This window comes from Microbacterium sp. IEGM 1404 (assembly GCF_030056775.1).
Taxonomy (GTDB): Bacteria; Actinomycetota; Actinomycetes; order Actinomycetales; family Microbacteriaceae; genus Microbacterium.
Genome location: NZ_JASHKP010000001.1, coordinates 901,871 through 927,199, shown reverse-complemented (window position 1 = coordinate 927,199; position 25,329 = coordinate 901,871). Strand labels below are relative to the sequence as shown.

Annotated in this window: 25 protein-coding genes, 4 tRNA genes and 1 pseudogene; 12 read left to right on the top strand and 18 right to left on the bottom strand. The window is 70.2% G+C overall.

The window, feature by feature from the left end; genetic code table 11:
* Positions 1–79 precede the first annotated feature (79 nt).
* Genes ruvB through pdxS form a run of 6 tightly spaced genes read right to left on the bottom strand, consistent with a single transcriptional unit; the run spans position 80 to position 4,669 of the window.
* Complete coding sequence (gene ruvB / locus QM517_RS04685; protein ID WP_077051429.1) at positions 80–1,129, bottom strand: Holliday junction branch migration DNA helicase RuvB; 1,050 nt, start codon at positions 1,127–1,129, stop codon at positions 80–82.
* Positions 1,122–1,742: a Holliday junction branch migration protein RuvA gene (gene ruvA / locus QM517_RS04680; protein ID WP_283285528.1), complete on the bottom strand. Its 621-nt coding sequence runs from the start codon at positions 1,740–1,742 to the stop codon at positions 1,122–1,124. Before ruvA ends, ruvB begins: the two co-directional genes overlap by 8 nt.
* Before the next feature lie 9 nt (positions 1,743–1,751).
* Positions 1,752–2,357, bottom strand: a complete 606-nt coding sequence (ruvC, locus tag QM517_RS04675) for a crossover junction endodeoxyribonuclease RuvC (protein WP_077052621.1) — start codon at positions 2,355–2,357, stop codon at positions 1,752–1,754.
* A 48-nt stretch (positions 2,358–2,405) separates the two neighbouring features.
* Positions 2,406–3,164, bottom strand: a complete 759-nt coding sequence (locus tag QM517_RS04670; protein WP_077051431.1) for a YebC/PmpR family DNA-binding transcriptional regulator — start codon at positions 3,162–3,164, stop codon at positions 2,406–2,408.
* Positions 3,165–3,174: 10 nt separating this feature from the next.
* Positions 3,175–3,795 carry a pyridoxal 5'-phosphate synthase glutaminase subunit PdxT gene (pdxT, locus tag QM517_RS04665; RefSeq protein ID WP_283285527.1) on the bottom strand — a complete coding sequence of 207 codons (621 nt, stop codon included), beginning with the start codon at positions 3,793–3,795 and terminating at the stop codon, positions 3,175–3,177.
* Positions 3,785–4,669 carry a pyridoxal 5'-phosphate synthase lyase subunit PdxS gene (pdxS, locus tag QM517_RS04660; RefSeq protein WP_077051433.1) on the bottom strand — a complete coding sequence of 295 codons (885 nt, stop codon included), beginning with the start codon at positions 4,667–4,669 and terminating at the stop codon, positions 3,785–3,787. Before pdxS ends, pdxT begins: the two co-directional genes overlap by 11 nt.
* A gap of 95 nt (positions 4,670–4,764) precedes the next feature.
* Between pdxS and QM517_RS04655 the strand changes: the two genes are divergently transcribed.
* A complete protein-coding gene (locus QM517_RS04655; RefSeq protein WP_283285525.1) occupies positions 4,765–6,105 on the top strand; it encodes an aminotransferase class I/II-fold pyridoxal phosphate-dependent enzyme in 1,341 nt (446 codons plus the stop codon).
* Complete coding sequence (gene pdxY / locus QM517_RS04650) at positions 6,102–6,953, top strand: pyridoxal kinase PdxY (protein ID WP_283285524.1); 852 nt, start codon at positions 6,102–6,104, stop codon at positions 6,951–6,953. The genes QM517_RS04655 and pdxY overlap by 4 nt, the downstream gene beginning before the upstream one ends.
* 28 nt (positions 6,954–6,981) lie before the next feature.
* On the opposite strand, the gene QM517_RS04645 is transcribed toward pdxY, so the two are convergent.
* From QM517_RS04645 to thrS, 3 genes are read right to left on the bottom strand one after another with little or no spacing between them, the layout of a single operon-like run.
* Positions 6,982–7,593: a hypothetical protein gene (locus QM517_RS04645; RefSeq protein ID WP_283285523.1), complete on the bottom strand. Its 612-nt coding sequence runs from the start codon at positions 7,591–7,593 to the stop codon at positions 6,982–6,984.
* 47 nt (positions 7,594–7,640) lie between these two features.
* Positions 7,641–8,207 (bottom strand): HIT family protein, encoded by a 567-nt coding sequence (locus tag QM517_RS04640; protein WP_077051437.1) that lies wholly within the window; start codon positions 8,205–8,207, stop codon positions 7,641–7,643.
* Positions 8,204–10,213, bottom strand: a complete 2,010-nt coding sequence (gene thrS / locus QM517_RS04635; protein ID WP_283285521.1) for a threonine--tRNA ligase — start codon at positions 10,211–10,213, stop codon at positions 8,204–8,206. The genes QM517_RS04640 and thrS overlap by 4 nt, the downstream gene beginning before the upstream one ends.
* A gap of 81 nt (positions 10,214–10,294) precedes the next feature.
* On the opposite strand from thrS, the gene QM517_RS04630 reads away from it, so the two are divergent.
* Entirely contained in the window at positions 10,295–11,443 is a 1,149-nt protein-coding gene (locus tag QM517_RS04630; RefSeq protein WP_283285519.1) for an SLC13 family permease, read from the top strand.
* A gap of 48 nt (positions 11,444–11,491) precedes the next feature.
* On the opposite strand, the gene QM517_RS04625 is transcribed toward QM517_RS04630, so the two are convergent.
* Together QM517_RS04625 and QM517_RS04620 are read right to left on the bottom strand one after the other, a co-directional pair.
* A complete protein-coding gene (locus tag QM517_RS04625; protein ID WP_283285518.1) occupies positions 11,492–11,875 on the bottom strand; it encodes a DUF7882 family protein in 384 nt (127 codons plus the stop codon).
* A gap of 171 nt (positions 11,876–12,046) precedes the next feature.
* Positions 12,047–12,460: a PPOX class F420-dependent oxidoreductase gene (locus QM517_RS04620; protein WP_283285516.1), complete on the bottom strand. Its 414-nt coding sequence runs from the start codon at positions 12,458–12,460 to the stop codon at positions 12,047–12,049.
* A gap of 163 nt (positions 12,461–12,623) precedes the next feature.
* Between QM517_RS04620 and QM517_RS04615 the strand changes: the two genes are divergently transcribed.
* A complete protein-coding gene (locus QM517_RS04615; RefSeq protein ID WP_077051442.1) occupies positions 12,624–12,983 on the top strand; it encodes a hypothetical protein in 360 nt (119 codons plus the stop codon).
* A gap of 115 nt (positions 12,984–13,098) precedes the next feature.
* Here the strand turns inward: QM517_RS04615 and QM517_RS04610 are convergent.
* The 3 genes from QM517_RS04610 to QM517_RS04600 all read right to left on the bottom strand — a co-directional run bounded on the left by QM517_RS04610 (position 13,099) and on the right by QM517_RS04600 (position 13,407).
* Positions 13,099–13,173, bottom strand: a tRNA-Val gene (locus QM517_RS04610).
* Between the two features lie 26 nt (positions 13,174–13,199).
* Positions 13,200–13,270, bottom strand: a tRNA-Cys gene (locus QM517_RS04605).
* A gap of 64 nt (positions 13,271–13,334) precedes the next feature.
* Positions 13,335–13,407 (bottom strand) — tRNA-Gly (locus tag QM517_RS04600).
* A gap of 152 nt (positions 13,408–13,559) precedes the next feature.
* Between QM517_RS04600 and QM517_RS04595 the strand changes: the two genes are divergently transcribed.
* Together QM517_RS04595 and QM517_RS04590 are read left to right on the top strand one after the other, a co-directional pair.
* Positions 13,560–13,632, top strand: a tRNA-Val gene (locus tag QM517_RS04595).
* 84 nt (positions 13,633–13,716) lie between these two features.
* Positions 13,717–14,073: a hypothetical protein gene (locus QM517_RS04590; protein ID WP_283285513.1), complete on the top strand. Its 357-nt coding sequence runs from the start codon at positions 13,717–13,719 to the stop codon at positions 14,071–14,073.
* 139 nt (positions 14,074–14,212) lie between these two features.
* Here QM517_RS04590 and QM517_RS18780 read toward each other — a convergent pair.
* The 3 genes and pseudogenes from QM517_RS18780 to zapE all read right to left on the bottom strand — a co-directional run bounded on the left by QM517_RS18780 (position 14,213) and on the right by zapE (position 17,342).
* A pseudogene (locus QM517_RS18780) lies at positions 14,213–14,769 on the bottom strand (type II toxin-antitoxin system PemK/MazF family toxin).
* Between the two features lie 95 nt (positions 14,770–14,864).
* Positions 14,865–16,136, bottom strand: a complete 1,272-nt coding sequence (locus tag QM517_RS04580; protein ID WP_077051445.1) for an ammonium transporter — start codon at positions 16,134–16,136, stop codon at positions 14,865–14,867.
* Between the two features lie 168 nt (positions 16,137–16,304).
* Complete coding sequence (gene zapE / locus QM517_RS04575) at positions 16,305–17,342, bottom strand: cell division protein ZapE (protein ID WP_283285511.1); 1,038 nt, start codon at positions 17,340–17,342, stop codon at positions 16,305–16,307.
* Positions 17,343–17,460: 118 nt separating this feature from the next.
* On the opposite strand from zapE, the gene QM517_RS04570 reads away from it, so the two are divergent.
* Complete coding sequence (locus QM517_RS04570; RefSeq protein WP_077051447.1) at positions 17,461–18,363, top strand: sulfurtransferase; 903 nt, start codon at positions 17,461–17,463, stop codon at positions 18,361–18,363.
* A 34-nt stretch (positions 18,364–18,397) separates the two neighbouring features.
* Entirely contained in the window at positions 18,398–18,838 is a 441-nt protein-coding gene (locus QM517_RS04565; protein ID WP_077051448.1) for a SufE family protein, read from the top strand.
* 4 nt (positions 18,839–18,842) lie between these two features.
* Here QM517_RS04565 and QM517_RS04560 read toward each other — a convergent pair whose 3' ends face one another.
* Complete coding sequence (locus QM517_RS04560) at positions 18,843–20,051, bottom strand: alpha/beta hydrolase family protein (RefSeq protein WP_283285506.1); 1,209 nt, start codon at positions 20,049–20,051, stop codon at positions 18,843–18,845.
* A gap of 25 nt (positions 20,052–20,076) precedes the next feature.
* Here QM517_RS04560 and QM517_RS04555 point away from each other — a divergent pair, with 25 nt between their 5' ends.
* The 4 genes from QM517_RS04555 (at position 20,077) to QM517_RS04540 (ending at position 25,271) form a co-directional block, all read left to right on the top strand.
* Complete coding sequence (locus QM517_RS04555; RefSeq protein ID WP_283285504.1) at positions 20,077–20,667, top strand: DUF3000 domain-containing protein; 591 nt, start codon at positions 20,077–20,079, stop codon at positions 20,665–20,667.
* A complete protein-coding gene (locus QM517_RS04550; protein WP_283285502.1) occupies positions 20,660–21,856 on the top strand; it encodes a ribonuclease D in 1,197 nt (398 codons plus the stop codon). The genes QM517_RS04555 and QM517_RS04550 overlap by 8 nt, the downstream gene beginning before the upstream one ends.
* A gap of 71 nt (positions 21,857–21,927) precedes the next feature.
* Positions 21,928–23,136, top strand: a complete 1,209-nt coding sequence (locus QM517_RS04545; RefSeq protein WP_077051451.1) for a thiolase family protein — start codon at positions 21,928–21,930, stop codon at positions 23,134–23,136.
* Positions 23,133–25,271 carry a 3-hydroxyacyl-CoA dehydrogenase NAD-binding domain-containing protein gene (locus tag QM517_RS04540; protein ID WP_283285500.1) on the top strand — a complete coding sequence of 713 codons (2,139 nt, stop codon included), beginning with the start codon at positions 23,133–23,135 and terminating at the stop codon, positions 25,269–25,271. Before QM517_RS04545 ends, QM517_RS04540 begins: the two co-directional genes overlap by 4 nt.
* The last annotated feature ends 58 nt before the right edge of the window (positions 25,272–25,329 follow it).

The window sequence follows — 25,329 nt, the reverse complement described above, 5'->3', positions numbered from 1 at the left end:
GGAGGCGGTGCACCTTTCGATTCAGGCGCACCGTGCGGCACTGCCTGTGGGGGTCGGGGAATCCCCCGCCGAGTATAGGTCATCCCCCTTGACTGAATCGGAGCAGCCCGTCGGGGTGGGGAGCGCCGAGGTGGTCGTACGCTTCGGGCGTCGCGACCCGGCCGCGCGGGGTGCGCCCCATGAAGCCGATCCGCACGAGATACGGCTCGACGACCGACTCGATGGTCTCCGGTTCCTCGCCGACGGCGACCGCCAGGGTGCTGAGGCCGACCGGCCCCCCGCGGAACCGTCGCACGAGGGCGTCGAGCACCGCCCGGTCGAGGCGGTCCAAGCCGATGGCATCCACGTCGTAGAGGTCGAGCGCGGCGTCGACCGTGCGGACGTCGGCGTCGCCGGCATCCGTCCCGGTCGAGGGCCCGTGCACGACGAGGTAGTCGCGCACGCGCCGCAGCAGACGGTTGGCGATGCGGGGCGTGCCGCGCGAACGGCGGGCGATCTCGGTGCGTGCGGTGCCGGGAAGACCGACGTCGAGCATGGATGCCGACCGCGAGACGACCCGCTCGAGCTCTTCCGGCTCGTAGTACTCGAGGTGAGCGGTGAAGCCGAACCGGTCGCGCAGCGGGTTGGGAAGGAGTCCGGCGCGCGTCGTCGCCCCGACCAGCGTGAAGGGCGCGAGGTCGAGGGGGATGCTCGTCGCTCCGGCACCCTTGCCGACCATGATGTCGATGCGGAAGTCCTCCATCGCGAGGTACAGCATCTCTTCGGCGGAGCGCGCCATGCGATGGATCTCGTCGATGAAGAGCACCTCGCCCGGTGTCAGCGACGACAGCAGCGCGGCGAGGTCGCCCGCGTGCTGGATGGCCGGTCCGCTGGACAGGCGCAGCGGGCGGCCGCTCTCGTGCGCCACGATCATCGCGAGCGTGGTCTTGCCGAGGCCGGGAGGGCCCGAGAGCAGGATGTGGTCGGGCGAGCGCTGCTGGATGCGAGCCGCATCGAGGAGGAGTTGCAGCTGACCGCGCACCTTCTGTTGTCCGACGAACTCGCTGAGCGAGGTGGGACGCAGGGCGCCCTCGATCGCCAGCTCGGTCTCGTCGTCGGGGGAGCCGGCGTCGCGCACGACGTCAGCCACCGACGGGCTCCTTGCGCGCGGGGCCCAGCAGCGCGAGCGTGAGCCGGAGCAGTGCCTGGACCGAGGCCCGGTCGGCGTCGGCGGCGTTCTCGGCGACGGATGCCACGGCCTCGGCCGCGACGCGTTCGCTCCACCCGAGTCCGATGAGGGCCTGGGTGACCTGCAGGGGTACCTGACCGTGCGGGGCGACCGCGGCCGGGGCCTGCGTCGCGGGCACGGCGAGCTTCCCGGCGAGCTGCACCACGATGAGCTTCGCGGTCTTCGGGCCGATTCCCGATACGCGCTTGAAGGGCGCATCGTCGTCATCGGTGACCGCCTGTGCGATCTGCGGCACCGTCAGCGACGACAGCACCCCCATCGCGGACTTCGGCCCGACGCCGGTGACGCCGATGAGCTGCGTGAAGACCGTCAGCTCTTCGCGCATCTCGAAACCGAAGAGCGACAGGGCGTCTTCGCGGACCACGAGGTGCGTGTGCAGGTGGACCTGCGCACCGACGTGGGTGGTCCGCGCGACCTGGGGAGTCACCGCCACCGAGAGCCCCACTCCCCCGACGACCACGACGATTGCGTCGTCGCCGACGTGCGCGGCGACACCCTGCAGCGAAGAGATCATGCGTCGAGCCTACGCGCCGGTTCGGACCTTTGTTCGAGCGACACGCGTCGCCGGAGCGCTCTGTCGCTTCTCGGCATCCCGCCACGCCCTCTGGGCGGGGGTCAGGGCGCCGCCGGTCGCGGGCGCCGCCGCTCCCCCACGCCAGCCGTGACACAGGGCGATGGCGAGGGCGTCCGCCGCGTCGGCGGGCTGGGGAAGGGCATCCAGGCGGAGTACCCGCGCCACCATCGTCTGCACCTGCAGCTTGTCGGCCGAGCCGTAGCCGGTCACGGCGGCCTTGACCTCGCTGGGCGTGTGGGTGGCCGCGGGGATTCCGTGTTCGGCGGCGAGCAGGAGGGCGATGCCGCTGGCCTGCGCGGTACCCATCACCGAGTGGCGGTTGTTCTGGGCGAACACGCGCTCGACGGCGACCACGTGGGGATCGTGGGCGTTCAGCACCGCGCGGATCCCCGCGGCGATCGCGGCGAGGCGCTTCTCGATGGGATCGGCGACGGCGGAGCGGACGACGCCGACATGCACCAGGGATGCCGTGCGGTCGGGCGAGACGTCAACCACGCCGATGCCGCAGCGCGTCAGGCCCGGGTCGATACCGAGGACGCGCAGAGAACGAGACACGACCCCCACGCTAGGCGCAGGGGTCGTGGAGAAGGGCAGGGCGCGCCCTTACTCGTCGTTCTCGAGCTCGGCCTGCACCTCGGGGGTCATGTCGAAGTTCGTGTAGACGTTCTGCACGTCGTCGCTGTCTTCGAGGGCGTCGATCAAACGGAAGACCTTGCGGGCGGTGTCGGCGTCGACCTCGACCTTGAGCGAGGGGACGAACTCCACGTCGGCGGAGTCGTACTCGATGCCGGCCTCCTGCAGCGCGGAGCGCACCGACACGAGGTCGCTCGCCTCGGTGATGACGCCGAAGCCCTCGCCGTGCGGCTCGACCTCTTCGGCGCCGGCCTCGAGGACCGCGAGCATGACGTCGTCCTCGGTGGTGCCCTCGGACGGGACCACGATGACGCCCTTGCGGCTGAAGTTGTAGGCGACGCTGCCCGGGTCGGCGAGGGTGCCGCCGTTACGACTGAGGGCGGTACGCACCTCGGCCGCGGCGCGGTTCTTGTTGTCGGTCAGACACTCGATGAGGAAGGCGACGCCGTTGGGGCCGTACCCCTCGTACATGATCGAGGCGTACTCGACGGCCTCGCCGCCGATACCGGCCCCGCGCTTGATCGCACGGTCGATGTTGTCTTTGGGGACCGAGGTCTTCTTGGCCTTGAGCACCGCGTCGAAGAGCGTCGGGTTGCCCTGGAGGTCCGCCCCACCGAGCTTGGCGGCGACCTCGATGTTCTTGATCAGCTTGGCCCACGACTTGGCGCGGCGGGAGTCGATGACCGCCTTCTTGTGCTTGGTCGTGGCCCATTTGGAGTGTCCGGACATGGGTTCCAGTCTAGAGCGCGGGCGCCGACACCCCGGCGCGGTTGCGGACGCGGTCGAGGAAGCGTGCGTGGAAGCGCGTCTCGCCGGTGGATTCGGGGTGGAACGCGAGCCCCAGGAGGTTGTCCTGCTCCACGGCGACGACGCGACCGTCGGGCAGGGTCGCCAGGGGGGTGGCATCCGGGCCCGTCTCGGTCACCACGGGCGCGCGGATGAACACGGCGTGCACCGGCGGCTCGCCCAGGACGGGGACGGCCAGGTCGGTCTCGAACGACTGCGTCTGCGAGCCGAACGCGTTGCGCTGCACCCGGACGTCGAGCCCGCCGAACGTGCGCTGGCCCTCGATCGCGCCGTCGATGCGGTCGGCGAGGAGGATCAGCCCCGCGCACGTGCCGAGCACCGGGAGGCCGTCGGCGATCGCGGCGCGGATCGGATCGAACAGGTCGAACGCCCGCGCGAGCTTGTCGATGACGCTCGACTCCCCGCCCGGGAGCACGAGCCCCTCCACCTCGGCCAGCTCCGACGTCCGCCGGACGGGCCGGGCGTCGGCGCCCAGGTCCGCGAGCACGCGCAGGTGCTCGCGGACGTCGCCCTGGAGGGCGAGGACGCCGACGCGGGGGCTGTTACCAGCCACGCTCGGCCAGGCGGTGCGGCGCGGGGAGGTCGGCGACGTTGATGCCCACCATCGCCTCGCCGAGACCGCGCGAGGCCTCGGCCACGACCTTCGGGTCGTCGTGGAAGGTGGTGGCCTTCACGATCGCGGCGGCACGCTGCGCGGGGTTCCCGGACTTGAAGATGCCCGACCCGACGAAGACGCCGTCGGCGCCGAGCTGCATCATCATCGCCGCGTCGGCGGGGGTGGCCACGCCGCCCGCGGTGAAGAGGACCACCGGGAGCTTCCCGGTCTCGGCGATCTCGGCGACGAGTTCGTACGGGGCCTGCAGCTCCTTGGCCGCTACGTACAGCTCGTCCTTGGTCTTCGCGCGCAGCGCGTTGATCTCGCCCGTGATGGTCCGGATGTGCTTGGTCGCCTCGGAGACGTCGCCGGTCCCGGCCTCGCCCTTCGAGCGGATCATCGCCGCGCCCTCGGTGATGCGGCGGAGAGCCTCGCCCAGGTTGGTCGCGCCGCACACGAACGGAACGGTGAAGTTCCACTTGTCGATGTGGTTGACGTAGTCGGCGGGCGAGAGCACCTCGGACTCGTCGATGTAGTCGACACCGAGCTCCTGCAGGATCTGCGCCTCGACGAAGTGCCCGATGCGCGCCTTAGCCATCACGGGGATCGAGACCGTCGCGATGATGTCGTCGATGAGGTCGGGGTCGCTCATGCGGGCCACGCCGCCCTGCGCGCGGATGTCCGCGGGAACGCGCTCGAGGGCCATGACGGCGACGGCGCCGGCATCCTCTGCGATGCGGGCCTGCTCCGCGGTGACGACGTCCATGATGACGCCGCCCTTGAGCATCTCGGCGAGTCCGCGCTTGACGCGGGAGGTTCCGGTGTCGGTCATTGTCGATTCCCTTCGCGCTTCGGGGCGCTTTTTTTGGCTTAGGCCAAACCGTAGCATGACGCAGGACGTAGGCTGGAGGGAGCGAGAGGGGGCGCATGACCGTCGACATCACCGGGCGCTCGGCATCCGAGATCGCCGCGGACCTGCGGGAGCGCATCGAGCGCGGACAGCTGCAGCCGGGCGATGCACTCGCCCCCGTGCGCGCCCTCGCCGCCGAGCTCGGCGTGAACCGCAACACCGTCGTCGCCGCCTACCGCCTGCTCGCCCAGGCCGGACTCGTCGTCGCGCGCGGGCGCGGCGGTACGCGGGTCGCCGGCCTCGCTCCCGTGGCGCAGGAGGGGTATGCGGCCGGGACCGTGCTGCGCGACGTCGGCACCGGCAACCCCGACCCGTCGCTCATCCCCGACCCCGCCGCCGCCCTCGCGCGGTCGGGTCGTCCCGTGCTGTACGGCGAGCCGGTCGTCGACCCGGGGCTGGAGGCGTGGGCACGCGAATGGATGGCCGAGGGACTGCCCGACGGTGCTCCCCGCATCACCGTGACCAGCGGCGCGAGCGACGCGATCGAGCGACTGCTGGCCCAGGCACTGCAGCGCGACGACGCCGTCGCCCTCGAAGACCCCTGCTTCCTCTCGGCGCTGCACACGGTGCGTCAGGGCGGCTACCGCGCCGTGCCGGTGGCGGTGGATGCCGAGGGAATGACCGTCGAGGGGTTGCGGGCCGCGCTGGCCGACGGGGTCCGGGCGGTGATCTGCACGCCGCGCGCGCACAACCCCACCGGCGCGAGCCTCACCGAGGAACGCGCGGCGCAGCTACGCGGGGTCCTCGCGGACCACCCCTACGTGCTGGTCATCGAAGACGACCACTTCTCGCTGCTCTCGCGCGCTCCCCTCCGCTCGGTCATCGGGGACGCCCAGCAGCGGTGGGCCCGCATCCGCTCGGTGTCGAAGTTCCTCGGACCGGACATGTGCCTCGCGGTCGTGGCATCCGACGACGAGACCGCCGACCGACTCGCGCTGCGCCTCACCCCGGGGACGACCTGGGTGAGCCACATCCTCCAGCGGCTCACGCTCGCGCTCGTCACCGACCCCGAGGTGCGCCAGGGGATCGACCGGGCCGCGGCGCACTACGCCGCCCGCAACGACGCGTTCGCGGCAGCCCTCGAGACCCGCGGACTGACGGTCTCCGTCGGCGACGGCCTCAACCTGTGGATGCCGCTCCCGGTCCCCGCCGCCCGTGTTCGCGAAGACCTCATGCGCCGCGGCTGGCTGGTCCGCGACGGCGACCACTTCTTCCTCTCCCCCGACACCGCCGGCGACTACCTCCGCCTCACCGTCCACCAACTCGACGACCAGGAGGCGACGGCCCTCGCCGACGACCTCGCCACGGCCGTCGCCGCGCTCCGGCCGACTCCGCGAGGTGGGAGGATCGAAGGATGAAGGTCCTCTCGATCCAGTCGGCCGTCGCGTACGGCCACGTCGGAAACTCGGCCGCCGTCTTCCCGCTCCAGCGCATCGGCGTGGAGGTGCTGCCCGTCTACACGGTCACCTTCTCCAACCACACCGGCTACGGCGCGTGGCGAGGGCCCCTGATCTCCCCCGCCGACGTCGCCGACGTCATCACCGGCATCGAGGAGCGTGGGGTCCTCGGCGAGATCGACGTGGTCCTGTCGGGCTACCAGGGCGGCGAGGGCATCGCCGACGTCGTCATCGACGCCGTCGCCCGGGTGAAGAAGGCGAATCCGGATGCCGTCTACGCGTGCGACCCGGTCATGGGCAATGCCAAGTCGGGCTGCTTCGTCGCACCGGCCATCCCCGAGCTCCTGCGCGAGCGGGTGATCCCGGTGGCGGACATCATCACGCCCAACCAGTTCGAACTCGGCTTCCTCACCGGCACGGAGCCCGGGAGCATCGAGTCGACGCTCGACTCCGCCGACCTCGCGCGCGCCCGCGGACCCCGCACGGTCCTCGTCACGAGCGTCGAGCGACCCGACCGTGAGCCCGACACGATCGAGATGATGGTCGTCGACGACGACGGTGCCTGGATCGTGCAGACGCCGCTCATCCCGATGAAGGCCAACGGCTCGGGCGACGTCACGGCAGCGCTCTTCACGGCCCACTACCGCCGGAGCGGCGACGCCGCCGACGCGCTCGCGCGCACGGCATCCAGCGTGTTCGATCTGCTGTCGAACACGTACGAGGCCGGCTCGCGCGAGCTGCTGCTCGTCGAGTCGCAGGAGGCGTACGCGCACCCGCGCCTGCAGTTCCCCGTGCGGCAGGTGCGCTGAGGCACCCCCCGCCCGCCGGGTCCCGGCGTCAGCCGCCGTAGACCTCGGTGTACGCGTCGAGCCAGCCGGCGGTGTCGCGCGGGCACATGTACGTCGTGCCGTAGACCATGAGGTTGGCGATGGGCGCCTCCGCCGCCGTGCGCTCGTCCCCCTCGAGGCTCTGGTCGACGAGCTGGGCGAAGAGCGGCGACGTCGCCACGTGCGTGCGGAGCGTATCCGCATTCACGACGTGGGAGTTCAGGATCGCGGTCTCGCACGCGTCGGAGACGAGGGCGAGCGAGAGGCTCTCGTCATCGGCGGTCCACTCGAACCCCTGCTCCTCGACGTAGGACTTCTGGTCTTCGATGAACTGCTTCTGCGCCGGGGTGACCGCCACCAGCGGCGTGCCGTCGAGGGGCAGCTGCTGCTCCTGGAGAAAGCGATCGCGCTCGGCGATCGGATCCTCCGCCGCCGCGCCCGCGTCGGGGCTGGAGTCGTCCGTCGGAGAAGGAGTCGCGAGGAAGGGATCTTCGGGCGCGGTCCCGGGCGCCTGCATCCCGTCCGGCCCGAGGGGACTCGGAAGCCGGAAGCATCCCGTCGTCGTCCCGAGCGCCGCAGCGACGATGAGGGTCAGGACGAGGGGACGCAGGGGAGCCTTCATTCCCCTACCGTAGCGGCCGGGCGCGCACTCCCCCGTCGATCGGTGGGTCAGGCGTTCCACGCGTCGGCGACGGTGCGGCGCACGTCGCCGAGCAACTGGGGCAGGGCTTTGGTCTTGGCGATGATCGGGAAGAAGTTGGCATCCGATGCCCACCGGGGAACGATGTGCTGGTGCAGGTGCGCGTCGACGCCGGCGCCGGCGATCGCCCCCTGGTTCATGCCGAGGTTGAATCCGTCGCAGCGCGACACGGCGCGGAGCACGCGCATGCCGCGCTGCGTCAGCGCGCCGATCTCGGCGACCTCCTCGTCGGTCGCCTGGTCGTAGGTCGCGATGTGGCGGTACGGGCACACGAGCAGATGTCCGGAGTTGTAGGGGAACAGGTTGAGCAGCACGTACGCGCTCTTCCCGCGCGCGACGATCAGGCCGTCCTCGTCCGACTTCCCCGGAGCCGCGCAGAACGGGCAGTTCTGCTCCATCGGCTCACGGCCGGCCTGGATGTAGGCCATGCGGTGCGGTGTCCACAGACGCTGGAACTCGTCGGGCACCCCCGGGAGCTCCGCGGCGGCGATGATCTGCGCATCGCCGCCGTCGGAGGCATCCGGTTCGTTCGTCACGCCAGGTCCTCGGCGGTGTCGACGAGTGCGCGGGTCGTGATCGCACCGGTGATGCGCGCGATGGCCTCGTCGACCGGGATGCCGTTGAGCTGCGTGCCGTCGCGGAAGCGGAACGACACGGTGCCACCGGCGCGGTCGGCCTCGCCGGCGATGAGCTGGAGCGGCACCTTCTGCGTGGTGTGCGTGCGGATCTTCTTCTGCATGCGGTCGTCGCTGTGGTCGACCTCGGCGCGCACGCCCTTCGCGCGGAGGTCGGCGACGATGCCGTCGAGGTACTCGCCGTACTCGGCGGCCACCGGCACCGCCACGACCTGCACGGGCGAGAGCCACACCGGGAACGCGCCGGCGTAGTGCTCGAGCAGGATGGCGAAGAAGCGCTCCACCGAGCCGAAGAGCGCACGGTGGATCATCACGGGGCGGTGCTTCTCGCCGTCGGGCCCGGTGTACTCCAGCTCGAAGCGCTCGGGCTGGTTGAAGTCGAGCTGGATCGTCGACATCTGCCAGGTGCGGCCGATCGCGTCGCGGGCCTGCACCGAGATCTTCGGGCCGTAGAACGCGGCTCCGCCCGGGTCGGGGACGAGCTCGAGGCCGGAGGCCTCGGCGACCTCTCGGAGGGTCTCGGTCGCCTCGGTCCACAGCGTGTCGTCGCCGATGAACTTGGGGTTGCCCTCCTCCTTCGTCGACAGCTCGAGGTAGAAGTCGTGCAGGCCGTAGTCGCGCAGCGTCTGCAGCACGAAGTCGAGGCTGTGGGTCAGCTCGCCCTTCACCTGATCCGCGGTGACGTAGATGTGCGTGTCGTCCTGGGTCATGCCGCGCACGCGGGTCAGGCCCGCGAGCGTGCCGCTCTTCTCGTAGCGGTAGACCGACCCGAACTCGCTCAGCCGCAGGGGCAGCTCACGGTAGCTGCGACCGCGCGAGCGGAAGATCAGGTTGTGGAACGGGCAGTTCATGGGCTTCAGGTAGTATTCCTGGCCCTCGCGCGACACGTGCCCGTCGGCATCCACGACCTCGTCGAGCGTCATCGGGGGGTACATGCCGTCGGCGTACCACTGCAGGTGACCGCTGGTGATGAACAGGTCGCCCTTGGTGATGTGGGGCGTGTTCACCACCTGGTAGCCGCTGGCGAGCAGACGCTCGCGCATGTAGCGCTCGATCTCGTACCGGATGATTCCGCCCTTGGGGTGGAACACGCTCAGGCCCGGGCCGATCTCGTCGGGGAACGAGAAGAGGTCGAGCTCCTTGCCGAGCTTGCGGTGGTCGCGCTTGGCGGCCTCTTCCAGACGGTGCTGGTAGGCGCGCAGGTCGTCCTTGGTCGCCCAGGCGGTGCCGTAGATGCGCTGCAGCTGCGGGTTCTTCTCGCTGCCGCGCCAGTAGGCGCCGGCGATGCGGGTGAGGTCCCAGCCGTTGCCGATGAGGCGCGTGCCCGGGACGTGCGGTCCGCGGCAGAGGTCTTTCCAGACGGTCTCGCCGTCGCGGTTCACGTTGTCGTAGATAGTCAGCTCGCCGGCGCCGACCTCGACGTTCGCACCCTCGGCGGCCTCGGCGGATCCGCCCTTGAGGCCGATCAGCTCGAGCTTGAACGGCTCGTCGGTGAGTTCGGCCCGGGCCGCGTCGTCGGTGACGACGCGGCGCACGAAACGCTGGTTCTCGCGGACGATCCGCTCCATCTCCTTCTTGATGACCTTGAGGTCTTCCGGAGTGAAGGGGTCGTCGACCTGGAAGTCGTAGTAGAAGCCGTCGGTGACGGGCGGTCCGATGCCGAGGTTCGCCTGGGGCTTCACGCGCTGCACGGCCTGGGCGAGCACGTGCGCCGTCGAGTGCCGCAGGATCGACAGTCCCTCGGGGCTGTCGATCGTCACCGGCTCGATCCGGTCGTGCGCGTGGACGGTCGTCGCGAGGTCTTTCAGCTCACCGTTCACGCGCAGGGCGACGACCGAACGGTCGGGGAAGAGGGCGAAGCCGTCGGCGGGATAGGTCTGCTCCGACGGCAGGGCGGCATCAGTCAAGGCGGTCTCCTGGATGGGTCGATTCCAGGCTACCCGCCGGGCGTGGCCTCGACGGCACGCGGAGTGCCGCATAGTGGAGCGGTGACTCTGGCCATCATCGGCGGCGTGCTGTGGATCCTCGGCATCATCGCGCTCCTCGTCGGCATCTTCCCCGCCGACCAGGCCCTCGCCGTCGCCGACCGCGTCTGGCCCATCCTGCTGTTCGTGGTCGCGGTCACGGTGGTGGCGGAGCTGGCATCCAAGGCGGGGTTGTTCGACGTCGTCGCCGCACGCCTGGCGCGGGTCGCGCGCGGGCGCACGGCGAGGTTGTGGGTGCTCGTCGTCGCGCTGGCCACCGTAGCGACGGCCTTCCTCTCTCTCGACACGACCGCGGTGCTGCTCACCCCGGTCGTGGTGGCGATGGCGGTGGCCCGGAAGCTCGACCCGCTGCCTTTCGCCTTCGTCACGGTGGTGCTCGCGAACACCGCGTCCCTCTTCCTGCCCGTGTCCAATCTCACGAACCTGCTGGCATCCGACGCGCTCGGCGGCCACGACCCCGTGGCCTTCCTCGCTCTGCTCGGCCCGTCCGCGCTCATCGCCGTCGTGGTGTCGGTGGTGGTCCTGACGGTCGTGTTCCTGCGAAAGCTGCCGAAGACGTACCCGGATGCCGCCTCCCCCGCCGTCGCGGACCCCGTCCTGCTGCGCGTGTCCGCCGTCGTCACCGTGGCCCTGCTGCCCCTGCTCGTCATCGGGCTGGACCCGTGGATGCCGGCCCTCGCCGCCGCGGTCGTGCTCATCGTGACCTTCGCCCTGCGCGCGCCCCGGGCTCTCGGCATCCGGCTCGTACCCTGGTCGCTGCTCGTGTTCGCGGGCGGGCTGTTCCTCGCCGTCGGCGCGCTCGAAGCCGTGGGCATCGGTCGCGTCACGTCGGTGCTCGCCGGCTCGGGCGACGACCTCGTGTCGCTGTGGCAGTTGGCGGGTGTCGGAGCCCTCGCGGCGAACGGGATCAACAACCTCCCGGCCTACCTCGCGATGGAGTCGGTCGCCGGCTCCCCCGTGCGTCTGGCGGCACTCCTCATCGGGGTGAATGCGGGACCGATCGTCACGCCGTGGGCCTCGCTCGCGACGCTGCTCTGGCACGACCGGCTGGTGGCGGCGGGAGTCGAAATCCGATGGAGCCGGTTCATCCTCCTCGGTGCCGTCATCGCGCCGCTGATCCTCGTGCTCGCCGTCCTGCCTCTGGCGCTGTGAGCGTCAGCCCTCGTAGGCGCGGCCGCGGGCCGTGTGAGGTATTCCGGGTCAGGAGCGCGAGGCCATCGGAGCCTGGTCGTTGGGGACCTCGCGGAAGACCATCTCCTCGCGATGCGGCTGCTCGCGGACGGCGACATCGTCGGGCTCGGGGATGACGTACAGGCCGCGTCCCGAGTTGGCGTTGTACGTCAGGGCGTGGAGCCACGTGCTGCTCAGCTGCGGGTTCCGACTGCCGTGGTACTTGAACACCATCGACACGTTGGGGTGGATGTACGCGGTGGTCCGGCCGCCGCCGATGCTGATGTCGTCCTTCCAGGTGAAGGGAAAGCTCTCGCCGCGCCGCACCTTCGCCATGATCACCGCCTGCAGATGGGCGAGGAGACGATCCTCGAAATCGACTTTGATGTTGCCGTCGTAGATGAATTTGCCCATGGCAGCCCTCCGGGGAGGCATCCCGCGGACCGCGCATTCCTGGCGAGAAATGACGAACGCGGATGAAGGGGGATGCCAACGCTCTCGGGGGCAACATCTCGCGAATCCCCCCGAAACGCAAACCCGGTTGCGGCCGAGCGGGTTTGGAGCTATGTCCGTTTCGCGCAGGAATCACTTTCCCCGCGAGATGCGGAGGATGACGCGGTCGCCGGGGCGGCGCTGCAGTCGGCGCACGAACGCTTCGAAGCCGATGATGGCGCGGAACTGCCACCCGTACTTGCGTCGCAGCGCCGCGTCGGCGCGGCGGTCGTCGGTGCTCGGACCGGCGATGCGTCCGCGGGCCTCGACGACGACGGCATCCGGTTCCACGGCTCCCATGCGGGAACAGGGACGCAGCGTGACGCGGTCGTCGTTGCGGAGGCGCTTGACCTTCCCGGTCTTGCGTTCGGTCGTGACGACCAGCTCGTCGCCGTCCCGCGCGATCCACACGGGCGTCGCAACTGCGGTGCCGTCGCGCTTGAAAGTGGCGAGGGAGACGAACGGCGACGACGCGATCTCACGCCAGAGGGTGTCGGGGACGGTCATGCGTTTCACGCTAGTGCGAGCGAATTGCTCGGCCCCCGGGCTTGCGCATCGTGAATCACCACTGCGCTCATATGAAACGTTGAGCATTGTTCACACGAATGGAACACATCGTGCATGAGCCCTCTTCGCCGGGCGTGGGATTCTTCGAGGTAAGGAGGTCCGCATGTCTCGCCACCACATCGCGACCCACGCCTACGATTTCCGCCGAGGTTGGGTGCGCATCCCCCCGACCTCGCTGACCGCGGAGCACGCGGTGTCGTTGCGGGATCAGGGGTTCACCATCGTCCGCTCGCGTCGCGGCTGGTTCAGCTCGCGAGAGCTTCCCCTCAGCTGGTACCTGCGGCGCGTGGACGGCGGTGTGTCCGACCTGACCCGCATCCCCGTGTCGCCCGCCGAGCAGGCGGCCGCGCTGCGCGAACGTCTCGACGACACCCCGGATGCCGAACCGGCAGCCGACGAGGCCGATCCGGTGCGCCCGTCGACACGCCGCGTGCGGCAGCGCGCGGGCGACGAGGAGCAGTAGCGGGGCGTCCGGGTCGCCGGTGGATGGCAGGCGCTCCCCTGCTCATCGACGGTGGCTCGGGCTCTCGGTGCGCGGGCGGAAAAGCGAAAACCCCCGGCGAGCCGGGGGTTTCAGGTGGTGCGCGATACTGGGATCGAACCAGTGACCTCTTCCGTGTCAGGGAAGCGCGCTACCGCTGCGCCAATCGCGCCTATGAAGGCTGTTCAGTTGTAGGCGAGGTGGCGACGGGATTCGAACCCGTGTAAACGGCTTTGCAGGCCGGTGCCTAGCCGCTCGGCCACGCCACCGTGTGTGGTTCGACCCACGTGTCGTGATCTCCCGTCGGAAACCTGACGGCGATCTTCACACTCGAGCGGATGACGAGACTCGAACTCGCGACCCCAACCTTGGCAAGGTTGTGCGCTACCAACTGCGCTACATCCGCATTTCGTTCCCGGGGCTTGCCCCGAGCACTCGTAAGACATTACCCGATTGCGAGGCGTGCGCAAAACCGGACGCGGCCCGCGCGTGTCCGCCGCCACGGTCGGGAGAGGCTCCGCGAATCGGGTAAGGTAGTCGAGTCCCGTTCGGGACATTGGGCGATTGGCGCAGTTGGTAGCGCGCTTCCTTCACACGGAAGAGGTCGTCGGTTCGAGTCCGGCATCGCCCACCGCACAGCCCCCGGTTCGCCGGGGGCTTCGTCGTTTCCCGGCGGCGCCTGGGCTGACGGCATCCCTTCCCCTAGGCTCTGCCCATGGAGCAGACCGCCACCCGTCCCCTGCCCGGCACTCGACTGCGCGGGTACTCCTCGGCGGTCGTCCTCGTCGTCGGCGTCCTCCTCGTGCCGATGGTGATCACCGTCGGCACGAACAGCTGGACCCCGCCGGACGCACACGACTACGTGCGCATGGCGTTCGCGCAGGTGGCGGGAGCGGTCGTCGCCATGACGACCGCGGTGGGTCTCGTCATCCACCGGATCGCCCGTCGCAGTCCGCTCCGTGACACCGTCTGGTTCGGTCTGATCGCGGCGGCGATCGTTGCATGGCAGGTCTCGAACCTCTCCTTCGCGGCGGACATGCTGCTCCAGCGACTGCTTCCCGCGGGCGTCTGACACCGCGACGGATCGTCGAGACTGCATCTCGCTGACAACTCCGCTGCAGCGCGCAGTGGAGACGTCGGGCGGATGCAGTCTCGCGAAATGCGCCCCGCGCCCCGCGTCACGCGCCCCGCACCACCCGTGCGCACCCGGTTCAGCCCAGGCGCCACCCGTAGCGGGCCTGGAGAGCGGATGCCACGGCCTCGAAGCGGCGTCGGTCCAGGGCCGCGGCCTCCCGGCGCATGCCCGCGTCGTGCACGAGGTAGAGCTGCTCGATGTCGACCCACGACGGGCGGCGCTGCGGGTCCCACTCCCCCGTGCCGAGCGCCAGGTAATCGGTGTCGCCCGCGTGCGGCTTGCTGGTGAGGCGCACGGCGTAGGAGCGGGTGGCATCCGCTCGCCCGATGACGAGCACCGGTCGGTCCTTGCCGCGTCCGTCGCGTTCTTCGTACGGCACCCAGGTCCACACGATCTCGCGCCGTCGGGCGCGCCGTCGCGTTGCGGGGCGTAGGAGAGCGTCAGTCGTCGCGGAGGGGCGACCTCCACCGTCGCGGTCTCACCGGAGCCCTGGCCGGGCCCTAGGGGTGCGGACGGGCTCGTTGCGGCAGCGCCGGGCCCCTGGCCGGGCCGTAGCGGCGCGGAGGGCTGCGGCGACGTGGACGGCCGGAAGGCCCGCAGGAAGGCGGAGACGAGGCGTGCGGCGGTTCCCATATCCACACCCTAGACAGTGCTCCGCCGACTCCCCGACGCACGACGAACGGGGCGCCACGGACGGATCCGTGACGCCCCGTTCCGGGGAGTGCTTATCAGCGGGCGTCGGTGAGGACGTAGCCCTCTTCGCCGTGCACGATGGTGTCGATGCCGGCGATCTCGTCCTCGTTCTTCACGCGGAAGCCGATCGTCTTCTCGATCGCGAAGCCGATGATGTAGGCGAGCACGAACGAGTAGATCAGGACCGCGAAGGCCGCGATGGCCTGCACGAGCAGCTGGTTGAACGATCCGCTCTCGACGAGGCCCGTGCCCCGGGCGAAGATGCCCAGGTACAGGGTTCCGAGCAGACCACCGACCAGGTGGACGCCGACCACGTCGAGCGAGTCGTCGAAGCCGAGCTTGAACTTCAGCTCGATCGCCAGGGCGCAGATCGCACCGGCGAGGAGGCCCAGCAGGATCGCCCAAATCGGGTCGAGAGAGGCGCACGCGGGGGTGATGGCGACCAGACCCGCGACGGCGCCGGAGGCGGCACCGACGGAGGTGGGCTTGCCGTCCTTGATCTTCTCGACGAGCAGCCAGCTGAGCAGGGCCGCGGCCGGGGCGATGATCGTGTTGACGAAGGCGAGGGCGGCCGTGCCGTCCGCGGCGAGCTCCGAACCGGCGTTGAAGCCGAACCAGCCGAACCACAGCAGGCCGGCGCCGAGGAGCACGAAGGGCGGGTTGTGGGGAGCGTGAGCGCCCTTCTGGAAGCCGACGCGCTTGCCGAGGACGAGCGCGAGGGCGAGGGCCGCGGCACCGGCGTTGATGTGGACCGCGGTACCACCGGCGAAGTCGATCGCGCCGACACCGAAGACGTCCTGCATGCCCTTGGTGATCCAGCCGCCGTACGAGAACGAGCCGTCGTCGGCGAGGCCGAAGTTGAAGACCCAGCTGGCGACGGGGAAGTAGACGATGGTCGACCACAGGAAGGCGAAGACCATCCACGAGCCGAACTTGGCGCGGTCGGCGATGGCGCCCGAGACGAGCGCGACGGTGATGATGGCGAACGTGGCCTGGAAGGCGACGAAGGCCAGGGGCGGGTAAGCCGCACCCTCGGGCGTCTCGAGGACTCCGGTCAGGCCGAGCTCGTTGAAGTCGATCGCCCACGGGGCCTGGGTGACGCCCGCGTCAGTGGCGGGGAATGCGATCGCGTAGCCGTACAGCGCCCACAGGACTCCGATGAGTCCCATCGCGCCGAAGCTCATCATCATCATGCTGATGACGCTCTTGGCCTTCACGAGGCCGCCGTAGAAGAACGCCAGGCCGGGCGTCATGAGCAGCACGAGTGCCGCTGCTAGCAGGATGAATGCGGTGTTGCCTTGATCCATCTCGGAGGGAACCTCTCTGCAGGGACGCAGGTGTAGCGTCGGGTCCCCTCAGTGTTCACAGCCCCGGTTTCCATCGGCGTGGGAATCGTGTTTCGAACGCGTTACAGCCGCGGCGGTCGTGTAAACATCACGTTTCGCGGTGCCGCGAAGCGGCGATGAAACGGCCCGTCAGGAATGCGTCAGGGCCACGAGACGTGACACGGCACGCAGGTACTTCTTGCGGTAGCCGCCCGCGAGCATCTCGTCGGCGAACACGGTGTTCAGCGGAACCCCGGTGGCGCGGATCGGGATCTGCGCGTCGTAGGCCCGGTCGACGAACGCGACCAGTCGCAGCGCCGCGGACTGGTCGTGCAGCACCTTGACGTCGCGCAGCCCGATCGCGTCGACGCCGTCGATCAGGCGGATGAAGCGCGACGGGTGCACGCGGGCGAGGTGCGCGACGACCGCCGTGAAGTCGTCGTCGGTCGCGACGCCGCGGGAGGCGGCATCCTGGATCGCGTCAGCGTAGTCGACGTCCGTCAGCACGCGGGCCTCGCCGTCGATGGCGCGCTGACGGAAGTCGGTGCCGTCGATGCGGATCGTGCGGAAGCTGTCGGACATGGACTGGATCTCGCGCAGGAAGTCCTGCGCGGCGAAACGTCCTTCGCCGAGTGCGTTGGGGGGTGTGTTCGACGTGGCGGCGAGACGGGTCCCGGATGCCACGAGCTCGCCGAGCAGCCGGGTCATCACCATCGTGTCGCCCGGGTCGTCGAGTTCGAACTCGTCGATGCAGAGCAAATCGGAGCCGCGGAAGAGCTCGACCGCCTTGGCGTAACCGAGGACGCCGACCAGCGCGGTGTACTCGATGAACGAGCCGAAGTACTTCCGACGGGCGGGCATCGCGTGGTAGATCGACGCGAGCAGGTGGGTCTTGCCGACACCGAATCCGCCGTCCAGGTACACGCCGGGCTTCACCGGCGGGGTCTTCTCGGCGCGGCGGAAGAAGCCGGACTTCTTCGCCGGCGCACCCTGGCCGGTCGCGAAGGTCTGCAGCAGCTCCTTCGCCTCCTGCTGCGAGGGGTAGGCGGCATCCGCCCGATAGGACTCGAAGGTCGCGCCGTCGAACTGCGGCGGCGGCACGAGCGCGCTCACCATCTCGGCGCCCGAGATGGCCGGCTCGCGATCGATGAGGTGCACGACACCGGTCGTCGCGGGCGTTGAGGTCATGGCCGTCCTGTGTCGCAGTCTTACGGGAGGGTGCCTGCTTCGACACGGCGGTCCTAGGGTCGAAGGTGCGGAGTCCACCCTACGCCGCCCGCTCCCCCACCCTGACAGAGGAGACATCGTGACCGTCGAGTTCGACACCACCTCCCCGAAGTTCGCCGCGTATGCCGAGCCCGGCCGTCTCGTGACCGGCGACTGGCTGCAGGAACGCCTGGGCCAGCCGGGCCTCGTCGTCGTCGAATCCGACGAGGACGTCCTGCTCTACGAGACGGGTCACATCCCCGGCGCGGTGAAGGTCGACTGGCACACCGAACTCAACGACCCCGTGGTCCGCGACTACGTCGACGGCGAGGGGTTCGCCGAACTCCTGAGCCGCAAGGGCATCGCCCGCGACGACACGGTCGTCATCTACGGCGACAAGAACAACTGGTGGGCCGCCTACGCCCTGTGGGTGTTCTCGCTGTTCGGGCACGCGGACGTGCGTCTGCTCGACGGTGGCCGCGACAAGTGGATCGCCGAGGGGCGCCCGATCACCACCGAGCCGACCACCCGCGAACCGGTCGAGTACCCGATCGTCGAGCGCGACGACACGCTGATCCGCGCCTACAAGGACGACGTGCTCGCCCACCTCGGCAACCCCCTCATCGACGTCCGCTCCCCCGAGGAGTACTCCGGTGAGCGCACCTCGGCCCCTGCCTACCCCGAAGAGGGCGCGCTCCGCGCCGGCCACATCCCCAGCGCGCAGAGCGTTCCGTGGGCCAAGGCCGTCGCCGAGGACGGCGGTTTCAAGTCGCGCGAAGAACTGGATGCCATCTACCGCGATGGCGCGGGCCTCGCGGACGGCGACAAGATCGTGGCGTACTGCCGCATCGGCGAGCGTTCCAGCCACACGTGGTTCGTGCTGAAGCACCTGCTCGGCTTCGAGGACGTGCGCAACTACGACGGCTCGTGGACCGAGTGGGGCAGCGCGGTGCGCGTGCCCATCGTCTCGGGCGCCGAGCCGGGCGAGGTCCCCGCGCGCTGAGCCCGGGCGCGGCGGGCGTGGGAGACTGGCGGTGATGTCCGAGAACACGCTCCCCGCCCGCCTCGCCGAGATCCGCGACGAGTTCCTCGAGCTCGACGAGCCCGACCGTCTGCAGCTCCTGTTGGAGTTCTCGCACGAGCTGCCCGACGTCCCGGCCGAGTACGCGGATCACCCCGAGATGTGCGAGCGGGTCGCCGAGTGCCAGTCGCCGGTGTACATCGTGGTCGACGTCGACGACGCCGGCCACGTGGCGATGCACGCGACCGCACCGGCCGAGGCGCCCACGACCCGCGGCTTCGCGAGCATCCTGGCGCAGGGACTCACGGGCCTGTCGGCCGAGGAGGTCCTCGCGGTCCCGGACGACTTCCCGCAGAGCATCGGTCTCACCCGGGCCGTGAGCCCGCTGCGCATCGCCGGTATGACCGGGATGCTCATGCGCGCGAAGCGCCAGGTGCGGGCCAAGAGCGGTCTCTGACCACTCACTCCCCGGCGGCGAGCCCTTGCGCGCGCACCCAGTCCTGGATGGCCCGGGTCCACCGCGCCTCGTCGTAGTTCCAGAGCTTCGTGTGACGTGCGACGGTGAACGTCTCCATCGTCACGAGATCGGGCCGCGCCTCGGCGAGGGCGTGCGACGCGTCGCTGGGGACGAATCCGTCGTCGTCGCTGTGCAGGAGAAGCACGGGATGTCGAAGCTCCCCCGCGCGGGCGACGGCGTCGAGGCTGTCGAGCGGGATGGCGGACCCGCTGCCCGTGAGGACGGCGCCCCACTCGGAGTCGAGGATGCGCTGCGCGAACGCCAGCACGACACCGGGGAGGCGCAGCAGGCGGCTGTGGTATCGCAGCACCGTGCGCCAGTCGGCGACGGGCGACTCGAGGATGAGCCCGGTGATCACGTCGCGGTGGGGCGAGGCGAACTCGGTCTGGAGCGCGATCGCGCCGCCCATGGACCACCCCATCAGCAGGACGCGGCGGGCTCCCTGGCGGCGCGCGTAACCGATCGCGGCGTCGACGTCGCGCCACTCGGTCGCCCCGAGGGCATAGGTGCCGGTGCGGCTGCGGGGTGCCTCTCCGTCGTTGCGGTACGACACGAGAAGGCTCGTGATGCCGAGGTCGTGGAAGACGGGGACGGCGCGCAGTGCTTCGGATCTGGTCGTCCCGCGCCCGTGCACCTGGATCACCCACACGTCGGTGTCGACGGCGGCGGGGAACTCCCACGCCGCGCACGGGCCGACCGGCGTGCCGATGAGCGCGTTGCGGTACGGGATCTGCAGGTCGTCGGGCTTGTCGTAGTACCAGCCGCTGAACGCGGCCGCCGGAGCGAGATGCGCATCGACGGGCACATGGGTCAGGAGCTTGCGGGTGACGCTCGCGTCGTCGGCCCTGACGACAGAGCCCAGCCGCAGATAGTCGAGCGACCCCGTCGTGAAGAGGCCGTAGCGTCCCGGGAGGGCGGTATCGTCCGTGCGCTGGAGGGTGATGGTCTGCGCCGCCGGATCGAGCGCGAGGAGCTGGACGTCGGGGACCCGGCCCGCGGGGGTGACCACGGTGCGAGCCATCCGCAGCGATACGGCGCCGAGGGCCGCGGCGCTGAGCCCGAGTGCGGTCGTAAGAGCGGCGATGGCGACCCGCAACGGTGCGGCCGCGGGGTGCGGGGCACGGCGCCTCGCGGCGCGCCTGGGAGCGTTCATCGAGGCCTCACTCTAGTCTGTGGCCGTGACTGACCCCCGCTCACCCGAGGCGGCGACCCCCTTCGCCCGGGCGGCCGACGAGTTGCGCGAGACCGCGTTCCGCGACGATTTCGTCGTGCGCGAGATCCCGTCCCCGTCGGGCCTCGCTCCGCAGTCGCTGGCACTGGCCGGCGACGTGCGGCCCGACGCGCACACGACGGATTCGCCGTTCGGTACGGGGCGCTTCATCCTGCTGCACGACGCGGAGGAACCCGAGGCGTGGGGCGGTGCGTGGCGCGTGGTGTGCTTCGCCCAGGCCCCGCTCGAGCCGGAGATCGGGATCGATCCCCTGCTGGCGGACGTCGCCTGGTCGTGGCTGATCGACGCGCTCGATTCGCGCGATGCCGAACGCCACTCGGAGTCGGGGACGGCGACCAAGACGCTGTCCACCGGCTTCGGGGCTCTCGCGGCGCAGGGCGAGGGGTCACAGATCGAACTCCGCGCGTCGTGGTCGCCGCGCGGTCCGTTTCGCCCGCACCTGGAGGCGTGGGCCGAATTGGTCTGCATGCTCGCCGGACTCCCCCCGGGGTCCGAGGGCGTTGCGGTCCTCGGAGCCCGGAGGCCCCCGCGTGGTTGAGTACACCGTCATCGAGGATGCCGCGGGTCTGTCCGCGGCGTCGCAGTCGCTGGCATCCGGAGTCGGCCCCGTGGCCGTCGACGTCGAGCGCGCGTCGGGGTTCCGGTACTCCCAGCGGGCGTACCTCATCCAGGTCTTCCGTCGCGAGGCGGGGGTGTTCCTGTTCGATCCGTCCACGATCGAGGACTTCGCGCCGCTCCAGGACGCCATCGGCGACGTCGAGTGGGTCTTCCACGCCGCGAGCCAGGACCTGCCGTCGCTGCGCGAGCGAGGTCTCGAACCCCCGGTGATCTTCGACACCGAGCTCGGTGCTCGTCTTCTCGGTCACGAGCGCGTCGGACTCGGCGCCGTCGTCGAGGAGACTCTGGGCATCACGCTCGCGAAGGCGCACTCCGCCGCCGACTGGTCGACCCGGCCGCTCCCGGCCTCTTGGCTCGAATACGCCGCGCTCGACGTCGAGCACCTCGTCGACGTGCGCGACAAGCTCGCCGCCGAGCTCGACGAGCAGGAGAAGACGGAGTTCGCGCGGCAGGAGTTCCAGGCGGTGCTCGAGCGGCTGCCGAAGCCGCCGCGCGACGACCCGTGGCGCCGCCTCAGCGGTCTGCACACCGTGCGTGGCCGCCGCTCCCTCGCCGTGGCCCGATCGCTGTGGCAGGCCCGCGAGGACTATGCCCGCGAGCAGGACGTCGCCCCCGGTCGTCTCGTGCCCGACCGCGCGCTCGTCGCCGCCGTCCTCGCCGACCCGCAGACCAAGCAGGCGCTCGCGGGCGTCAAGGAGTTCAACGGCCGCGCGAGCCGGACCCAGCTCGACCGCTGGTGGAACGCGATCGTGGCCGGGCGCGAGGCCACCGACCTGCCGCCGGACCGCGTGCCCAGCGACACCCTCCCCCCGCCGCGCGCCTGGGTCGACCGCAACCCCGAGGCGGACCGTCGCCTCAAGGCGGCCCGGCCCGCCGTCGAGGCGCGCGCGGAGGAACTCCGGATGCCGACCGAGAACCTCCTCACCCCCGAGACGCTGCGCCGCGTGGCGTGGACTCCCCCGGCCGAGGTGAGCGTCGAGTCCGTCTCGGCCTCACTCGCCGAGCTCGGCGCCCGCCCGTGGCAGATTGAGCAGACTGCACAGGTGATCGCGGATAGCTTTGTAGCTTCCCTCAACGCCGATCCGGACGTCTCGGAACCGTCTTCGTAGGTTCGGACAACCGATTCTTCGCGTCGCGGCGCGTTTCCTAGGCTGGCTGCATCCCAAACAATGGAGGCAGAGTGGCCGAGATGTCGGACGTCTTCTTCGTCGACGGTATGCGTACCCCCTTCGGGCGCGCCGGCGAGAAGGGCATGTACTGGAACACCCGCGCGGACGACCTCGTCGTCAAGGCGATCATCGGGTTGATGGAACGCAACGGCGACGTGCCGAAGGACCGGATCGACGACGTGGCGATCGCCGCGACGTCGCAGACCGGTGACCAGGGCCTCACGCTCGGGCGGACGGCGGCGATCCTCGCGGGTCTGCCGATGACCGTGCCGGGTCTGGCGATCGAGCGCATGTGCGCCGGCGCCATGACGAGCGTCACCACGATGGGCGCGTCGATCGGTGTCGGCATGTACGACCTCGCCCTCGCGGGCGGCGTCGAGCACATGGGCCGGCACCCCATCGGCGCCAACGCCGACCCCAACCCGCGCTTCGTCGCCGAGAAGCTCGTCGACCCGGGCGCCCTCAACATGGGCGTCACGGCCGAGCGCATCCACGACCGGTTCCCGCACCTGACGAAGGAGCGCGCGGACCGGTTCGGCATGGCCAGCCAGCACAAGGCGCAGGCCGCGTACGAGGCCGGGAAGTTCCAGCCCGACCTCGTCTCGGTCGCGGTGAAGGACGCCGACGGCGCGTGGGGCCTCGCCACGGAGGACGAGGGGCGTCGCCCCGAGACCACCCTCGAGGGTCTGGCATCCCTCAAGACGCCGTTCCGCCCGCACGGTCGCGTGACCGCCGGGACCTCGTCGCCCCTCACCGACGGTGCGACGATCAGCCTGCTCGCGGGCTCGGACGCCGTGAAGGAGCTCGGTCTCACGCCGAAGATGCGGATGGTCTCGTTCGCGTTCGCCGGTGTGCAGCCCGAGATCATGGGCATCGGTCCGATCCCCTCGACCGAGAAGGCGCTGAAGAAGGCCGGACTCACGATCGACGACATCGGCCTGTTCGAGCTCAACGAGGCGTTCGCGATCCAGGTCATCTCGCTCCTCGACCACTTCGGCATCGCCGACGACGACCCCCGGGTGAACCCGTGGGGCGGCGCGATCGCGCTCGGCCACCCGCTCGCGGCATCCGGAGTGCGTCTCATGATCCAGCTCGCCGCGCACTTCGCCGAGCGCCCCGACGTGCGGTACGGCCTCACGGCCATGTGCGTCGGCCTCGGCCAGGGCGGCTCGGTGATCTGGGAGAACCCGTTCTTCGACGGAAAGAAGAAGCGCAAGTGACCGACTACGACTCGATCGACTTCTCGCCCCTCGACGCCCTCACGGGCGACGAGGTCGTGACCCACTCCCCCGTCCGCGACGTGCGCCTGCCCTCGGGCAACGTCGTCGCGCTCGTGACGCTCGACAACGGACGCGACCACACCCGGCCCAACACGCTGGGTCCGGCGACGCTGGCGGAACTCGGGCGCACGCTGGAGACGCTGAAGGAGCGCGCCGCGGCCGGCGAGATCCACGCGGTCGCGATCACCGGGAAGCAGTACATCCTCGCCGCCGGTGCCGACCTCTCCGACGTGGCCAAGCTGCCGTCGAAGGACGTCGCGCGGCTCATCGCCCAGCGGGGGCACCAGGTGCTCGGATCGCTGTCCGAGCTCGGCGTGCCGTCGTTCGCGTTCGTGAACGGCCTCGCCCTCGGTGGCGGCCTCGAGATCGCGCTGAACTCCACGTACCGCACGGTCGACGCGTCGGCTGCGGCGATCGCCCTGCCCGAGGTGTTCCTCGGCATCATCCCCGGCTGGGGTGGCGCCTACCTGCTGCCGAACCTCATCGGCATCGAGAACGCGCTCGAGGTCGTGGTGTCCAACCCGCTCAAGCAGAACCGGATGCTCAAGCCCCAGCAGGCGTTCGACCTCGGGATCATGGATGCAATCTTCCCGGCGGCCTCCTACCTCGAGGACTCGCTGCGCTGGGCCGACGGCGTCCTCACCGGTCGCATCAGGGTCGAGCGCAAGAACGAGCCCGGCAAGATCGAGCGCCTGACCAAGTGGCCCATCGCGATCAAGGTCGCCCGCGGCATGCTCGAGTCCAAGATCGGGACGGTTCCGCGCTCCCCCTACGTCGCTCTCGACCTGCTCGACAAGGCCCGGAGCGGCACGAAGGCCGAGGGCTTCGCGCGCGAGGACGAGGCTCTCGCCGACCTCATCACGGGCGACCAGTTCGCGGCATCCATGTACGCCTTCGACCTCGTGCAGAAGCGCGCGAAGCGGCCGGTCGGGGCTCCCGACAAGGCGCTCGCGAAGAAGGTGACGAAGGTCGGCGTGATCGGTGCGGGCCTCATGGCCTCGCAGTTCGCCCTGCTGTTCGTGCGGAAGCTGCGGGTGCCCGTCGTCATCACCGACCTCGATCAGGGACGCGTCGACAAGGGCGTGGCATCCATCCGGGAGGAGATCGGCAAGCTCGAGGCGAAGGGCCGGCTCGACGCCGACACCGCCAACCAGCTGCGCGCGCTCGTGCACGGCACGACCGACCGCTCGGAGTTCGCCGACTGCGACTTCGTCATCGAGGCGGTCTTCGAAGAGGTCGGGGTCAAGCAGGAGGTGTTCTCCGCGATCGAGAAGATCGTCGCGGACGACACGATCCTCGCCACCAACACCTCGTCGCTGTCGGTCGCCGAGATCGGTTCGGCGCTGGAGCACCCCGAGCGGCTCGTCGGCTTCCACTTCTTCAACCCGGTCGCGGTCATGCCGCTCATCGAGGTCGTGAAAACGGATGCCACTTCCGACGCCGCGCTGTCGACGGCGTTCGTCGTGGCCAAGGGGCTCGGCAAGAACGCCGTCCTGACCGCCGACGCCCCCGGGTTCGTCGTGAACCGTCTGCTGGCCAAGGTCATGGGCGAGGCCGCGCGTGCCGTGTACGAGGGCACGCCGATCACGGTCGTGGAGAAGGCGTTCGCGCCCCTCGGGCTGCCGATGGGTCCGTTCCAGCTCATCGACCTCGTCGGTTGGAAGGTCGCCGCGCACGTGCAGGACACGATGGCGCACGCGTTCCCCGAGCGCTTCTTCGCCTCCGAGAACTTCCACGAACTCGCGGCTCTCCCCGAGGTCGTCGAGAAGGACAAGGGCGGACGCGTGACCGGCTGGACGAAGGCGGCGCAGAAGGTGCTCGTCACCGGAAAGACCCCGGTGGCGCCCGAGACCATCCTCGCCCGGGTTCAGGACGGCCTCGCGCAGGAGATCAAGATCATGCTCGACGAGGGTGTGGTCCCCGAGGTGCAGGACATCGACCTGTGCCTCATCCTCGGCGCGGGCTGGCCGTTCATCGACGGCGGAGCCTCGCCCTACCTCGACCGCGAGGGGGCGTCGGAGCGCGCGTTCGGCGACACGTTCCACCACCCGCCGATCCGCGGTATCGGCGGCTGAAAGCCCGAACACGACAGCGGCGCCGCCCCCGAGGGGCGGCGCCGCCGTCGTTCGTGGT

Bases quoted from the DNA above. Each gene is read 5' to 3' on its own strand.
- pdxY (WP_283285524.1), top strand. From the start codon at position 6,102: ATGAAGGTCCTCTCGATCCAGTCGGCCGTCGCGTACGGCCACGTCGGA.
- QM517_RS04645 (WP_283285523.1), bottom strand. From the start codon at position 7,593: ATGAAGGCTCCCCTGCGTCCCCTCGTCCTGACCCTCATCGTCGCTGCG.
- QM517_RS04580 (WP_077051445.1), bottom strand. From the start codon at position 16,136: ATGGATCAAGGCAACACCGCATTCATCCTGCTAGCAGCGGCACTCGTG.
- QM517_RS04655 (WP_283285525.1), top strand. From the start codon at position 4,765: ATGACCGTCGACATCACCGGGCGCTCGGCATCCGAGATCGCCGCGGAC.
- zapE (WP_283285511.1), bottom strand. From the start codon at position 17,342: ATGACCTCAACGCCCGCGACGACCGGTGTCGTGCACCTCATCGATCGC.
- QM517_RS04615 (WP_077051442.1), top strand. From the start codon at position 12,624: ATGTCTCGCCACCACATCGCGACCCACGCCTACGATTTCCGCCGAGGT.
- QM517_RS04670 (WP_077051431.1), bottom strand. From the start codon at position 3,164: ATGTCCGGACACTCCAAATGGGCCACGACCAAGCACAAGAAGGCGGTC.
- pdxS (WP_077051433.1), bottom strand. From the start codon at position 4,669: ATGACCGACACCGGAACCTCCCGCGTCAAGCGCGGACTCGCCGAGATG.
- QM517_RS04565 (WP_077051448.1), top strand. From the start codon at position 18,398: ATGTCCGAGAACACGCTCCCCGCCCGCCTCGCCGAGATCCGCGACGAG.
- ruvA (WP_283285528.1), bottom strand. From the start codon at position 1,742: ATGATCTCTTCGCTGCAGGGTGTCGCCGCGCACGTCGGCGACGACGCA.
- QM517_RS04560 (WP_283285506.1), bottom strand. From the start codon at position 20,051: ATGAACGCTCCCAGGCGCGCCGCGAGGCGCCGTGCCCCGCACCCCGCG.
- QM517_RS04590 (WP_283285513.1), top strand. From the start codon at position 13,717: ATGGAGCAGACCGCCACCCGTCCCCTGCCCGGCACTCGACTGCGCGGG.
- QM517_RS04620 (WP_283285516.1), bottom strand. From the start codon at position 12,460: ATGACCGTCCCCGACACCCTCTGGCGTGAGATCGCGTCGTCGCCGTTC.
- QM517_RS04625 (WP_283285518.1), bottom strand. From the start codon at position 11,875: ATGGGCAAATTCATCTACGACGGCAACATCAAAGTCGATTTCGAGGAT.